Annotated in this window: 10 protein-coding genes; 9 read left to right on the plus strand and 1 reads right to left on the minus strand. The window is 64.1% G+C overall.

From position 1 onward, the window contains the following. The first annotated feature begins 46 nt into the window (after nucleotides 1-46). The 6 genes from BMW89_RS27910 (at nucleotide 47) to BMW89_RS27935 (ending at nucleotide 7,087) form a co-directional block, all read left to right on the plus strand. Nucleotides 47-1,942, plus strand: a complete 1,896-nt coding sequence (locus tag BMW89_RS27910; RefSeq protein WP_092031123.1) for a sensor histidine kinase — start codon at nucleotides 47-49, stop codon at nucleotides 1,940-1,942. 111 nt (nucleotides 1,943-2,053) lie between these two features. After that, on the plus strand, nucleotides 2,054-3,049 hold the full coding sequence (locus BMW89_RS27915) for an ABC transporter substrate-binding protein (protein WP_092031126.1): 996 nt from the start codon (nucleotides 2,054-2,056) through the stop codon (nucleotides 3,047-3,049). Between the two features lie 103 nt (nucleotides 3,050-3,152). After that, complete coding sequence (locus tag BMW89_RS27920) at nucleotides 3,153-4,868, plus strand: DUF3300 domain-containing protein (RefSeq protein WP_092031128.1); 1,716 nt, start codon at nucleotides 3,153-3,155, stop codon at nucleotides 4,866-4,868. Next, nucleotides 4,865-5,782, plus strand: coding sequence for a DUF2950 domain-containing protein (locus tag BMW89_RS27925; RefSeq protein WP_092031132.1), 918 nt, complete (start codon nucleotides 4,865-4,867; stop codon nucleotides 5,780-5,782). The genes BMW89_RS27920 and BMW89_RS27925 overlap by 4 nt, the downstream gene beginning before the upstream one ends. Further along, the gene (locus tag BMW89_RS27930; RefSeq protein WP_092031135.1) at nucleotides 5,766-6,236 is read left to right on the plus strand and encodes a hypothetical protein; all 471 of its coding nucleotides are present in this window, start codon (nucleotides 5,766-5,768) and stop codon (nucleotides 6,234-6,236) included. Before BMW89_RS27925 ends, BMW89_RS27930 begins: the two co-directional genes overlap by 17 nt. A gap of 107 nt (nucleotides 6,237-6,343) precedes the next feature. Then, nucleotides 6,344-7,087, plus strand: coding sequence for a DUF7168 domain-containing protein (locus BMW89_RS27935; protein ID WP_092031138.1), 744 nt, complete (start codon nucleotides 6,344-6,346; stop codon nucleotides 7,085-7,087). Between the two features lie 228 nt (nucleotides 7,088-7,315). Here the strand turns inward: BMW89_RS27935 and BMW89_RS27940 are convergent, their stop codons facing one another. Next, entirely contained in the window at nucleotides 7,316-8,830 is a 1,515-nt protein-coding gene (locus tag BMW89_RS27940; protein ID WP_177196364.1) for an alpha/beta hydrolase, read from the minus strand. A gap of 212 nt (nucleotides 8,831-9,042) precedes the next feature. On the opposite strand from BMW89_RS27940, the gene BMW89_RS27945 reads away from it, so the two are divergent. The 3 genes from BMW89_RS27945 to BMW89_RS27955 are packed head-to-tail and all read left to right on the plus strand — an operon-like array spanning nucleotide 9,043 to nucleotide 13,841. Further along, entirely contained in the window at nucleotides 9,043-11,145 is a 2,103-nt protein-coding gene (locus tag BMW89_RS27945; RefSeq protein ID WP_092031142.1) for a tyrosinase family protein, read from the plus strand. 18 nt (nucleotides 11,146-11,163) lie between these two features. Beyond that, the gene (locus tag BMW89_RS27950; RefSeq protein WP_092031144.1) at nucleotides 11,164-13,428 is read left to right on the plus strand and encodes a LodA/GoxA family CTQ-dependent oxidase; all 2,265 of its coding nucleotides are present in this window, start codon (nucleotides 11,164-11,166) and stop codon (nucleotides 13,426-13,428) included. Next, nucleotides 13,425-13,841 (plus strand): hypothetical protein, encoded by a 417-nt coding sequence (locus BMW89_RS27955; RefSeq protein ID WP_092031145.1) that lies wholly within the window; start codon nucleotides 13,425-13,427, stop codon nucleotides 13,839-13,841. The genes BMW89_RS27950 and BMW89_RS27955 overlap by 4 nt, the downstream gene beginning before the upstream one ends. The last annotated feature ends 1 nt before the right edge of the window (nucleotide 13,842 follow it).

A 13,842-nucleotide genomic window follows, 5' to 3' on the forward strand; every position in this document is an offset into this window, starting at 1 on the left:
AGGATTGTGACCAGCAACGGCCGGAGAAAGCCGTCGGAGGAGGTGGATGAGCGGCCGCGAGCCCATAGCTTCGGTCGGATCGCGGCCAATCATGGCCGCGTGGCTGGCGCTCGGCCTGCTGCTCGCCGCCTGCATTCTTTCCGGCCCGGCAGATGCCGTCGAGCGCAGCCCGCGCGGCGAGCTCAAGCGCGTGCTGCTGCTGCATTCCTTCGGCCGCGAATTCCGGCCGTGGAGCGAATATGCACGCGACATCAAGGCCGAGCTCGAGCGGCAATCGATCTGGCCGCTCGACGTCCAGGAGCATACGCTGCTCTCTGCGCGCTTCAACAATCCGGGCCCGGAAGCGCCCTTCGTCGACTATCTGCACTCGCTCTACGAGGGGGCGCCCCCCGACATCGTGCTGAGCATCGGCGCGCCCGCGGCGCGTTTCGTGCAGCGATACCGCGGCAAGCTCTTTCCAGATACGCCGACGGTCCTGACCGTGGTCGAGCAGCGGCTGGTGAACCGCTTCGATCTCACCGACAACGATGTCGTCGTGTCCGTCCGCAACGATTTCATGGCCGCGTTCGACAACATTCTCCGCGTCCTGCCGGACACGAAGACGGTTGCCATGGTGATCGGCGCATCGCCGCTCGAGAAGTTCTGGATCGACGAGGTGAAGCGGGAGCTGAAGCCTCTCGGCGATCGCGTCGGTCTCGTCTGGTACTCCGACCTGGCATTCGAGGAGATCCTCAAGCGCGCCGCGAAGCTTCCGCCAAACACGGTGTTGTTCTGGGGCCTGATGTCGGTCGATGCCGCCGGCATCGTCTACGAAGGCGACAGCGCCTTGCGCAGCCTGCACGCGGTCGCCAATGCCCCGATCTTCTCCTACCAGGAGCCGTTCTTCGGCGGCAGCACCGTCGGCGGACCGATGCAACTGACGAAGGATACGAGCCGGAAGACGGTCGATGCGGTCATGCGTATCCTGGGCGGCGAAAAGCCGGCCAGCATCAAATATGAGACGATCGAATTCGGACCACCGCGATACGATTGGCGGGAATTGCAGCGCTGGTCCATCAGCGAAAGCAGCTTGCCTGCCGGCAGCGAAATCATGTTCCGCGATCCGACCACGTGGGAGACCTATCGCTGGCAATTGTTGCTGATTGCCGCCGTGATCCTGGTGCAGGCCGGCCTGATCAGCGGGTTGCTGCATGAACGCCGCCGCCGCCAGGTCGCCGAAGTGGAATCGCGCCAGCGGCTTGCCGAGCTCGCCCATGCCAACCGCTATTCGGCCGTCGGCGAGCTGACGACCTCGATCGCGCACGAGCTGAACCAGCCACTCGGCGCGATCCTGACCAACACGGAGACGGCGGAGCTCCTGCTCAAGGGGACGTCGCCCGACATCGACGAGGTCCGCCAGATCCTCGCCGACATCAGGCGCGACGACCAGCGTGCGAGCGAGGTGATCCGCAGGCTGCGCAGCGTCTTGAGGAAGACGCCGTTTGAGGTCAAGGATATCGAGCTCAACGACACGGTGCGGGAGGCGATCGGCCTGGTGGCCGCCGTCGCCGACGGACGCCGTATCGCGCTGGCCTATATGCCTGCCTCCGTCGACCTGCACGTCAAGGGCGATCCCGTGCAGCTTCAGCAGGTCGTGCTCAACCTGATCATCAATGCGATGGATGCGGTCTCGGACGCCGACAAGAAAAAGCGCGAGGTCAGCGTATCGACCGTGCGCGCCGGCAACCAGGCCGAGATCAGGATCGCCGATACCGGTCCGGGGATCGCCTCCGCCGATCTCGGCAGTGTCTTTAATCCGTTCTTCACGACCAAGCCGCAGGGCATGGGTATGGGGCTTGCGATCGCGCGGACCATCGTCGAGGCCCATCACGGCATGATCGCCGCCGAGAACCAGCCATGGGGCGGCGCGCTGTTCACGATCCGGTTGCCGATCATCCGCTGACAGCCGGTATCTTGATCTCGATCAAACCTGCGGCGCCGCCAGCGCCGTTTCCTTTTGCAATTGCGTCATGATCGGGACGGGCGCGGACAGGGTTTGGGAGTGGTGGGTGGCATGAGACGCCGAGAATTCATGTCGCTGGTCGGCGCGGCGGCTGCGTTTCCGGTCCTGGCAAGGGCGCAAGACAGGCTAGCGTCCGACAGATTACCGTCTGTGGGTGTGCTGACCGGTAATGTCGTGGGCGATCCCGGCGCGCAGATGCGTGTCGATGCGTTCCGGCAAGGGCTCGCCGATCGCGGCTGGATCGCCAATCAGAACTACCGGCTGGAGGTGCGCTGGCCGGGTCCCAATCCGGCGCGGCAGGAGTTCGAGGCGCGCGACCTCGTGGCTGGCGCGCCGGACGTGCTTTTCTCGACCAGCACGCCGAGCACGCGAGCGCTGCGCGATGCGACGCAAACCATTCCGATCATCTTCGTAGGGCTCTCAGATCCCATCGGGACAGGCCTCGTCGTCAACCTGGCGCGGCCGACCAACAATCTCACCGGCTTCTCGCTCTATGAGCATTCGATGAGCGGAAAATGGTTGAGCCTCCTGAAGGACATGGCACCCGGCATGACCAATGCCGCGCTGCTGTTCAATCCGGAATCATCGCCCTATGCCCCGTTCTATCTTCAGGCCGCGCATCAGATGGAAAGCCGCCTCGGCCTTCAGGTCGCCGGCGCCAGCGTTCGCACAGGTGCTGAGATCGCGGCGGTGATCGAGAATGCGGCGCGCACCGGCGGCGGTCTCGTCGTGCTGCCGGATGGCGGCTTCTTCGGGACCCAGAGCCAGATGACGATTGCACTGCTGGCGCAGCGCCGCGTGCCCGCGATTTTTGCGGTGCGCTTCTACGCGGCGAACGGCGGGCTGATGTCCTATGGTGCCGATCTCACCCAGCAGTTTCGCGATGGCGCGGGCTATGTGGACCGCGTCCTGCGCGGCGCCGAAATTCGGACCCTGCCGGTGCAATTCGCGACCAGGTTCGAGCTCGTCATCAATTTGAAGACGGCCCAAGCCCTCGGGCTGGCGGTCCCGAACCGGCTGCTGCTGGGCGCCGAACTGATCGAATGACGCGCTGCCGCAACGGCGCAAGGGCGCCGTTTCGTTGATCTCGATCAATAAATGTCCATGCCTCGGCCTGATGGTCGCGGTCGGATGTCCGAGGAGGATGGCGATGTTTCGTTGTGGCAAGACCCTGATGGCGCTCGCGCTGGTGGTGGCTGTTCCCGCCGCTGCGATGGCGCAGGCCACCACACCTGCGGCTCCGACTACACCAGCGGCCCCAAGCACGCAGGCGCAACCGGCAGCTCCACCGGCGCCGACCGCCGAACTTCTGAAGCCCGCTCAGCTCGAGGCTCTGGTCGCGCCAATCGCGCTTTATCCCGACGAGCTTCTTGTCAACGTGCTGGCGGCCTCGACCTATCCGCTCGAAGTGGTGCAGGCCGACCGTTGGCTGAAGGAACGCAAGACCCTCAAAGGTGACGCGCTAAAGGCCGAGGTCGACAAGCAAGCCTGGGACGACAGCGTCAAGGCACTCGCGAGCACGGGTGATGTCCTGTCCATGATGAGCGACAAGCTCGAATGGACCGAGAAGCTCGGCGACGCCTTTCTGGCGCAGCAGCCCGATGTAATGGATGCGATTCAGCGCCTGCGCAACAAGGCCTATGACAACAAGAAGCTGGTCACGACCAAGCAGCAGAAGGTCAGCGTCCAGTCCCAGGAGGGCAAGCAGGTCGTCGTGATTCAGCAGGCCGATCCTTCGACCATGTACGTGCCCTATTACGATCCGGCGACGGTCTACGGCAGCTGGCCCTATGCGGAGTATCCGCCATATTACTGGGGCTATCCGTCCTACATCGGCGCGGGCGTGGTCGCGGCCGGCCTTGCGTTCGGTACGGCCTGGGCGATCGGGCGTTGGGGCAATTACTGGGGCGGTGGCGCCAACTGGGGCAACCGCAACGTCTACGTCAATCATCGCACCACCAACATCAACGGCGGCGGCTGGCAGCACAATCCGGCGCATCGCGGGGGTGTGCGCTACAACAACACCAACGTTCAAAACCGCTTCGGCAACACCAATGTGAGAGCGGGCGCGTCTGACCGGATGGATTTCCGTGGCCGTGACGGCAATCAGGTGCTGCGTCCGGATCAGGGAGCGCGTGGTGACCGCGCGGGCGATCGTGGCGGAGCCGGTGATCGCGCAGGCAATCGCGGAGATCGTCCGGGTGCAGGCGATCGCCCGAGCGCGGGGACGCGGGATCGGCCCGGTGGTGGTGATCGGGCTGGTGCTGGTGATCGCGCCAAGGGCGGCGGTGATCGGGCCAAAAATGCTGGCAAGGGCGGTGGCGATCGCGCCAAGGCTGCGAACCGTGCCGGCGGCGGTGCTGCCGCCAACCGTGGCGGTGGCGGCAATCGCGGCGGTGCGATGAACGTTTCCTCCGGCCGGTCGGCGGCTGCGGCATCTGCACGCGGGCGTTCGAGCATGGCGAGCGCGCCGCGTGGAGGTGGTGGCGGACCGAGCATGGCAGGCCGTGGCGGTGGAGGTGCTAGTTTCCACGGCGGTGGCGGCGGCCGTGGCGGTGGTGGTGGAGGAGGCGGCCGCGGCGGTGGCGGCGGAGGCCGGCGTTCCGATATCGCACTGAAGCACGGCATCGTCCTGCTCGGCCATCTCGGCAACGGTCTCGGCTACTATCGGTTCAGCTACATCGGTAGCGACAAGGCCTATGTCGGTGTGATGGCGCAGGAAGTCGAGCAGGTGATGCCCAATGCGGTGAGGCGCGGCGGCGACGGTTATCTGCGCGTCTATTACGACAAGCTCGGGCTGACCTTCCGCACCTACCGCGACTGGCTCGCCGGCGGCGCGAAGATCCCTGCGGAGGTGACGCCATGACCCCTCTGAAATCGCTCCGTCGCGCGGTCCTTCCGGGCCTCATGGCGCTCGCGCTACTCGGCTCCGCGTCACAGGCGCAGCAATCCTACAAGACTCCGGAGGACGCGGCCGCAGCACTCGCAGCCGCGGTGAAGAGCGGACCGGGCGACATCCTGAAAGTGCTCGGCAAGGCCGCCGAGGACATCGTCGCGTCCGGCGACGAAGTCGCCGATGTCGACATCCGCGCGCGCTTCTCCTCGATGTACGACGTCAAGCACGGCATCAAGGCGGAGGGCAACAAGACCGCGACCCTGTTGCTGGGCCCGGACGATTTTCCGTTTCCGATTCCGCTGGTGAACACCAAGACAGGCTGGGAATTCGACACCGACGAGGGACGCGTCGAGGTGCTGCGCCGTCGCATCGGCCGCAACGAGCTCGACGCGATCCAGACCGCGCTCGCCTATGCCGACGCGCAGAACGAATATGCCGACAAGGATCGCGGCGAGGGCGCCGGTGTCTATGCCCAGCGCATCGTCTCCTCGCCCGGCAAGAAGGACGGTCTGTTCTGGCGCGACGACAGCGATCCGAGCCCGCTCGGTGCGCTGGTGGCCGAAGCCTCCAAGGAGGGCTACCGCGCAGGCGATACCGGGCCTGCGCCCTATCACGGCTACTACTTCCACATCCTCAAAGGGCAGGGCCGGGATGCGCAGGGCGGCGCGCTCAACTACGTCGTCAAGGGCAAGATGATCGGTGGCTACGCCCTGATCGCCTGGCCCGCCGAGTACGGCAATTCCGGCGTGATGACCTTCCTCGTCAATCATGCCGGCACCGTCTACCAGAAGGATCTCGGCAAGCGCACGGAGTTTATCGCCGAGCGCACCACGCTGTTCGATCCCGATGAGACCTGGAAGAAGGTCGATGCCGCAAAACCCTGAACGGCGCGTATCGGCTCGTATGCAGGCGTTTCGCCTGATCGCGGTCGTCTTGCTGGCGCTCGGGCTCGCCGCGCCGACGACGCCATCCTTTGCACAAGCGGCCGGCCAGGTCCGGGTCAAGATCGTCAAGGCCGGCCTCTTGGTCGGCGGTGGCGCCGGCCGCGGCGTGCTGACCTATCGCGGCAAAACCTATCCGTTCAGGATCACCGGTCTGAGCTTCGGCATCACGGCTGGCGCCACGATCGGCCGTCTCGACGGCTGGGCCTCGGATATCCGCGAGGTCAACGACTTCGCCGGCACCTACAGCTCCGTCGGCGGCGGCTTTGCGCTGGTCGGCGGCATCAACGGTGTCCACCTCCGCAACGAGAAGGGTGTGACGATCGTCCTCCAAGGCCCGAAGGCAGGCGTCGAGCTTGCGGCCAATATCAGCCAGGTCACGATCTCACTGAGATAGCGGTCGACTGCGGACAAAATTGGTCCGCGGCGTCCTTTGGTTGACACCCCCTCCGCCAGTCTATACGGCCAGGGCCCGTCGGTTGGGCTTTCCCGGGCAGGTGACGAGTGGATCAGACGTTCAATCCGGCGGCGCTCGACAAGCTGAAGCTCCGCATCCAGGCGTTGCGCGCCAAAACGATCGCCAATGGCTGCACCGAGGACGAGGCGCTGTCTGCCGCCGCCAAGGTCGCTGAACTGCTGGATCGCCACGATTTGTCGCTCTCCGACGTCGAGCTGCGCGCGTCGACGTGCGAACGGAGGGTCTATGAGACCCATCGCAAGAAGCGAATTCCCCTGGACGACTGCATCGGCGCGATCGCTCATTTCTGCGATTGCCGGGTCTGGCGCGAGAAGAACGCGGCCGGCGAGAGCAGCTATGTGTTCTTCGGTCTGGCTGCGGATGTCGAGGTCGCGCATTATCTGGCCGAATTGATCGACGGCGCCGTGCGCGCCGAGCTTGGCCGCTTCAAGACCTCGGTCGACTACAGCAGGTTCCGGCACCAGGAGCGGCATCTGGCCAATGCCTCCTTCGCGCTCGGGATGGTGGCCTCAATCGCGCACAGGCTGGTGGCGATCAAGGCCAGTCGCGATCAGGTCAACGCAAGCACTGGCCGCGGACTTGTCGTCCTCAAGACCTCGGTGGTCGATGCAGAATTCGACAAGCTCGGCCTCAATCTCCGGAACCAGCGCAGCAGCGGCCGCATGGTGTCGATGACAGCCTATGAAGCCGGCGGCGCCGCCGGCGCGTCACTGGCGATCAATCCCGGCCTTGGCGAAGCGCAGTCAGGGACTGCTCGCAAGGGAGGCTGACCGGATCGCGCTTTCGATTGATGACAGTCGAGGGTCCCGACTGCGATCGTCGAATCCGTCATCCCCCGGAGGCTCGGAACAACGCGCCGATGGATTTCGGAATAATGGCATTATGCCCCTGTTTTGCCCGACGTGTCAAGTCGGCCCTGCGGCACGCACGGGCTGGCGATCCCAAACGCATCGGCTACTGTGCATGGGGTTGTTTTCAACTTTTTGCGCAGCCCGGCCTCACTGGTACTTCCAGTAGGCCGAAGCCAGCGGCGGCTCCGGGAACTTCCGCACCTGGGACAGGCGCGGCAGCTTCATCCCGTTGATGAGGAGAAGCTTGAGATCGTCCATGACGGCGCGGTTGGTCGCGAACACCGTATGGTTCAATCCCAGGATCTCGTCTCCGATTGCGGTGACGTCGATCGTGTCCAGGTTGGGGAGGAGAACGAGGCCATTGGCGAAGACCATCCCGGCTCTCGGGAAATCGTTCAGCTCCGCCGATGCGATCAGGGCCTTATCGACGGACGACGCGTACAGCGTCGCCCCCTCAACGATCTTCTGCGCCAGGGGAAGTTGAATCATGAACTTGTCGCGGGCGACATCGGGCGCAGCCATGACCAGCTGCCGCACCCTGACGGGATTTGACCGCTGCGCCAGTTGATCCAGCGCCGGCAGCACGACGCGGTTTCCCATGCTGTGGACGATGATGTCGATATGCTCGATCCCGCTGTCGTGCAGCCTGGTCAGCAGCTCGGCAAACTCGGCTTGCGCGATGTCAGCGCTGTCCTGGTCGTAATTATAGTCGCGCACTTTTCCCTTCGAGCTCCAGGAGAAGAGCACTGACACGCCCTGGTATTGCAGGTCCCAGACGATCTGCGCGTTTCGGTAGAGCGCGTCCTCAAACCCCGTATTGAAGCCGTGCACGAAAATGAGGGCACGATTTTGCGATTGATCGGCTTGCCTTTTGACCAGCTCTTTCCAGTCGTCGTACGACGTCGTCGCGAGCCGCTTGATCGAGAAATGCTTGGTTTCATCCGTGGCCGATTTGTAGTCGAAGCTCAGGAAGTGCCACTCGGACGGAAGCTCGATCTGGCCCGGCTCATGATCTTCCGGAATACGGATGCCGGCGACGCCATAGCTCAATATGCCCGACCGCGGCGCATCGGTGTCGAGCGTCGAGACGTTGTTGGTGATCTTGATGTTGCGATCCGTCGCAAAGAAGAACTCGACCAGGCGGGGATCCTGATTGCAGGAACTCGGAGACAGCTCACAGGACTGCACCACCGTTCGGTTTTGACGGACGCTGGAATATTGGCGGTGATGCCAACCACTGCCTTTCTTCGCAGGCGCCGTCGACGTCTTGGCGCCATAGACATCGGCGCTCGTCATCTCAGCGGCCAGAATCCGGCTGCCATCCTGGATACTGAAGTTCCAGGAAGAGATACCGCCTGCATGTCGCACTTCCGCCTCGACGATGGTTTGTTTCGAGAGACGCCGCTCGTCGCCAATCTCGACGTCCGTCACTTGTCCCAATCGCGAAAGGATCGCGTATTTGGGCTGAGCGTCGGGCAGGTAGCCTTGCGCCGTTGCCGACTTCACCTTCGCGAGGTCCGACGTTCGGATGCCCTCAACGAAATTGGAGATGTTCTGCTCCAGCGCAGTCTGATCTGCACCCGTGGCGGCAAGGAGCGCGTCTGACTGGAGGGTGAGCAGGAGCAACCAAGACAGGGACGCGATGAAGTACGGAATCTTCATAATATGACCTCTGTCTCTCCAACCTGGTCCGCGCTCTCGCCATCCGGCAAGGAACGCGTCCTTGGACGGCGGACGTATGAAATAGATCACGCAACCCGAGAAAAATAATCTTCGTTCGCGCGGACGCGAAGGTGCGTGTTTAGATGACATCACCCAAAAGTTGTGATTAGTCTCGCCCCGCCTTCTACGTCTCGATCGCCCCGGGGGCTCGAATGGACACCGAAGCACTGACCGTCGCTTATGCGCGCGTGAAGGCGATCCTGGATGAAGCCGCTGGCGACAGCACCGCAGACTATGGCGGTGCGGGACGGTTCTGGGACAAGGGCGCCTCGGCGCTGGAGACGGCCGAGATCTTCGGCATCAAGATGGTTGCGCCGCCGCCGGAGGGCCACGCCTGCTGCATTCCGCCGCACGCGCGCAGTGACGCATCCGGATTGATCAAGGGATTGCGCGGCGAAGCGCCGTTCGATGGCGGCCGCTTCCCGGCACTGCCCTGGGGCGGCCGCGCGGTTGCGCCCGTGGACATCGATCGCATCGCCGACTGGATCGATGCCGGCTGCCCGGACGATGCGACCAGCGTTGCGGTGGAACTCGCGCCCGGCAAGCCGGCGAAGACCGCGACGGTGAAGGTCAGCGAGATTGCTGAATTTGCGGAGGCCGCCGACGGCTATTCACCGGCCGCGGGTGTCGGCGAGCCCAGGCGGCGCATGAACATCGATTGCATGAGCGAGCCGCAGCTCGAACGCCTGCGTCGCGGCTTTCGCCAGCTCTATGCGCTCAATCGCTGGCCCGAGGATCGGCGCAGTTACAACAACCAGGCGCTGGTCCATCAAAACCATTGTCAGCACGGCTGGGAGCGCTTCCTGCCCTGGCACCGCGCCTATCTCTACGAGTTCGAGCAGAACCTCCAGGATTTCGAACCCGGGCTGATGCTGCCGTACTGGGACTTCACCATGCCGGAATACCGGCCGGACGATCCCGCGAACGGCCGCATCATCCCGACCTCGATGAAGGCCTATCTCACGGAGGAGGCGGCCGAGACGCTGGTGGCCGCGCTCGATCCCGCGCCGACGCCGGCACAGAAGAAGGCGATCCTGGCGCTTGCGCATGAGCGCGTGTACTTCACCTCGCAGCACGGCTTCTTCTGCGACGTGATCACCAAGATCGGCTATGCGGCTGTCACGCCCGATCCCAAAAATGCCAACCGCCAGCGCTTCATCGATGCGCTGCTGATGTCGAACTCGCTCTGGTATCCCCTGCGCTATCCGGCCGAATACCCCAACGGCCAGACCATCAACGAGGCGATCAATTATCACTATCCCTCGGCCGACGACATCGCCCAGATCCTGAGCCTCAACAATTTCCGCGATTTCGGCGGCGGCAGCATCTACGACGCGGCGTTCGGTTTCCTCGACCAGAATCCGCACAACACCATGCACATCTGGACCGGCGGACAGAATCCCGATGCCGGGCAGGCGGCCTATGTCTGCGCTCCCACCGCAACCGCAACGGGGGCGCATCCGGACGCGGAGACCACTCATCTGCGGGCGCTCGCGACACGCCGCAACGATGCCGCACAGGTCGGCGGGCGTCGCTTCCATGCCCGCTCTGATCTCTATTCGCAGCCGGGCCTCGGCGACATGTTCAGCAATCTGACCGCGTCCTACGACCCTGTGTTCTGGCCGATCCACGTCAATATCGATCGCATCTGGTGGGAGTGGCAGAAGCTCAATCCGAACGCGGTGCCGGCTGATCTCGATTCCGTGCTGTCGCCGTGGAACTACACCATTCGCGACACGCTCGACATCGCGCCGTTCGGCTACGAATATGTCCGCAGCTCGCATTTCATGCCTGTCGGGCTCGAGGCGACGGTCAGCCGCTTCGTGTCGCAGCCGATCGCCGTGCCGCAGGCCGCGCGCAGCTTCAAACGCGCGGAGATCCGCCTGCATCAGGTGCCTCAATTGATGCGCTCCTGTTTCGTGCGCGCGTTCCTGAACGAGCCCGGCGCGGACGCCTCGACGCCGATCAGGGGCAACCCGCATTACGCAGGCTACATCTCGATCTTTGGACATGGCGCCTGCTACGGCGGTCCCGGTCATTGCGATGTCCCGCCACCCCAGCCGCGGCGCTTCGATCAGCGCGGGCGCAGCCACAACACGCCGCGCAACCACCGGATCGATGTCACGGCCGCCGCGAAGCAGGCGCTCAAGAAGAAGGGGCCCTTGCAGATCACGCTCGTCGTGATCGGCGGTGACTATCAGGAGGAGAGGGAGCTTCTGAAGCTGGAAGGCGTGTCGATCAATTTCCTGGATTGAGAAGATGGCGGGGAAGTCATGGCGACGTATCGAATCCATCCGGGCATCGGCATCGCGCGCCTGGGCAACAGCGACAGCGAATTCTACCTTGCGCCGGAGACGCCCGCGGCACTGCCGCTCGCCTGCGACAGCTTCGGCAATCCCTTGCACGGCCCGGACGGCGTTACGCCTGTTCCGATCAAGACGTTCAAGGACGCGCACGGCCGCGTCAAGCGTCAGGCCGCGCGCTTTCAGATCTTCGTCTATGACGACGAGTCCCCCGAAGGCCGGCCTTTGGCGCTTGGCGACGCGATAGAGGGCGGCGGCAATAACGGTGTGCTGGTCGACATCCAGTGGCGCGTCTATGTCGCCAACAAGAAGGCCTCCTGGTACCCGTTCACCGAGCTCAAGGGCGAGCACGGCTACGCTGACGGCAGTGCGCGCCGCAATGCCGACATCACCGGCCAGGACCGCGACCTCCTCATCATCGATCCAGGTCCCCGCAGCGTGAATGCGACCACTAACCGCCGCGCACATTTCGACCGCTCCGGCGGTCCCGGCGGCTATGCCACCACGTTTCCGCCCCAAGGGCTCCAGCCGTTCGACATCGACACGCTCGGCGAGATGATGACCGACAACAAGGGTCGGCTCGTCGTGCTCGGCGGCCACGGCAATTCGGGCATGGACGTCAGCGGCAGCTTTGGTCCCAAGATCGAGGACTACGCCAACACCGACGGCTGGTACGACGACATCTCCGACGGCCCGGTGATGGCGCGGCTGATCATGTATTCGAAGCAGGTCAGCCAGACCCGCTATGTCGACGTCGAGTTTCCGGCATGGGTGGTGGTCGGCTATCCGCGCTTCGCGCCGCAGATCCTCGACATGATCACGATGGACGAGGTGCTGTACGATCTCTATGTGCGCCAATTCGCCACCGATACCGGCATCTACGGCATCCTCGGCACCTACGACGATCCGCAGCAGATCCCGTTTCGCGACGAGGCGGCACTGCGTCACTGGCAGGCCGGCCGCCTGGCATGGAATCGCAACTACCGGCCCTGGTTCTATCGGGACATCTGGCCGATCCTGTTCCGGCCGGATGAGTTTCGGTACCTGAACGACATACTTCAGCAATCGAACTATCCGCACGACCAGGCGCAGCGCGGCACGTTCGATCCCAACAAGCTCTCGCAGACACCGAAGCGTGGAACGCGCCCGACCGAGACGGAGACGCCGTCGGAAGCGCCGCTGCGCGACGCGAGCCAGGGCGAGGCGGTCATGGCGGTGGCGGCGGTCGCCGGTCCAACGCACCATGCCAAGGCCGACGATCCCTACGGACCGATGCGCAGTTTCCTGTTCGGCCTGTTGCGGCGGGCAGGCGAGGCGAACTCTTTCCAGGTGCAGGACCGCGCGTCGTCGCGCGTCCATTCGCTGCCGCTGATGCCGCTGCTCTGCGGGGATAATCCGCTGACCAACGAGACGCCGTCGAAATTTCTTCATCTCACCGAGTACCAGCTCTTCATTCTCGGCCAGTGGGCGCGGGGCTGGTTCATCAACGAGAAGGAGGAGGGGTGGTTGCCCAAGGGCTATTCACCCTTCGAGCCTTACCCGAAGACGTCGCCGAAGACCGGCCGCGAGCTTGACCGCGGCGTGCTCAGCAATGTGCTGGGCGGCGCATTTTGTCCGGGCGGCGAGCTCGGCTGGGTGATGCGCAACCCGTCGATCTACTGGGCGCCGTATCGCGTCAACGCCGATCGCAGCGTCTCGGATTTTCTCCAGAGCGCAGCTCAGGCCAATCAGTCTGGAGGCAGCGTGATCGCCGACCCGACCTTCAATGTCGAGTCGCCGCTTGCCCAAGACAATGATTTCGGGACCGGCCTGCAGCCGGGCGACCTCACCAAGTACATGGGCCTGCCATGGCAGTCCGATTTCAACGAGTGCACCACGCAGCCGATCAACATCACCTACGCGGACTGGAATAACCTTTATCCTGATAGCGACAATGACGAGCGGTTGAGCCGCGACGAGAAGACCTGGACCACCCTGTGGTGGCCCGCGCATCGGCCGTTGCAGTCGTTCGAAATCGCGTCCGTCGTCAACGGCCAGCCCAGCTATGTCTGGACCACCTGGAGTCGCGGCATTCCGCAGATCCCGGTCGGTGACCTCAAGATGGTCACCGAGTGGTCCAGGCTTGGCTTCATCGTGCGCAATCCCTACCAACCCGGCGCCAAGTCGGCCGACGATCTCACCTACAAATACATCAGCGTCGAGCGAACCGCCGATCCCAAAAGCGAGGCATCATGAGCGACAATCCATTCGTCGGAAGCTGGACCTATCGCAGCCTGCTCAACGATCCCGACGTCAACACGGTCTTCAACAATCTCGAATTCGGCCGCGGCACGATCGAGATCGTCGCAGCGCCGATGCAGCTCCTGGCCGGGACGATCGGCGGCCCGGGCTGGTCGCTCGCTCTGAAGGGATCGCGCGCCTACGGCTCGCCGATGCAGGTGCGCTTCCAGGGCACCGGCGTCGTCAGCGGTGAGGAATGGATCTACGATTATTGGGGCGGGCTGGTGCCGGCCTGGCCCAATGGTGTCGACCAGCGTCCGGCCATCGTCGGCTCGGTGATCCGCACCATCCCGCACAGCGGCGGCTCGCCGGGCACCGTCGCGCCGGCCGGCGTGGTGGCGTCCTTCTACGCTGTTCGGGCCGACTGAC

It is taken from the genome of Bradyrhizobium sp. OK095 (assembly GCF_900109945.1).
Lineage (GTDB): Bacteria > Pseudomonadota > Alphaproteobacteria > Rhizobiales > Xanthobacteraceae > Bradyrhizobium.

Excerpts from the sequence above, each read along its gene's own strand:
- BMW89_RS27910 (WP_092031123.1), top strand. The coding sequence starts at position 47 with ATGAGCGGCCGCGAGCCCATAGCTTCGGTCGGATCGCGGCCAATCATG.
- BMW89_RS27915 (WP_092031126.1), top strand. The coding sequence starts at position 2,054 with ATGAGACGCCGAGAATTCATGTCGCTGGTCGGCGCGGCGGCTGCGTTT.
- BMW89_RS27920 (WP_092031128.1), top strand. The coding sequence starts at position 3,153 with ATGTTTCGTTGTGGCAAGACCCTGATGGCGCTCGCGCTGGTGGTGGCT.
- BMW89_RS27925 (WP_092031132.1), top strand. The coding sequence starts at position 4,865 with ATGACCCCTCTGAAATCGCTCCGTCGCGCGGTCCTTCCGGGCCTCATG.
- BMW89_RS27930 (WP_092031135.1), top strand. The coding sequence starts at position 5,766 with ATGCCGCAAAACCCTGAACGGCGCGTATCGGCTCGTATGCAGGCGTTT.
- BMW89_RS27940 (WP_177196364.1), bottom strand. The coding sequence starts at position 8,830 with ATGAAGATTCCGTACTTCATCGCGTCCCTGTCTTGGTTGCTCCTGCTC.
- BMW89_RS27945 (WP_092031142.1), top strand. The coding sequence starts at position 9,043 with ATGGACACCGAAGCACTGACCGTCGCTTATGCGCGCGTGAAGGCGATC.
- BMW89_RS27950 (WP_092031144.1), top strand. The coding sequence starts at position 11,164 with ATGGCGACGTATCGAATCCATCCGGGCATCGGCATCGCGCGCCTGGGC.
- BMW89_RS27955 (WP_092031145.1), top strand. The coding sequence starts at position 13,425 with ATGAGCGACAATCCATTCGTCGGAAGCTGGACCTATCGCAGCCTGCTC.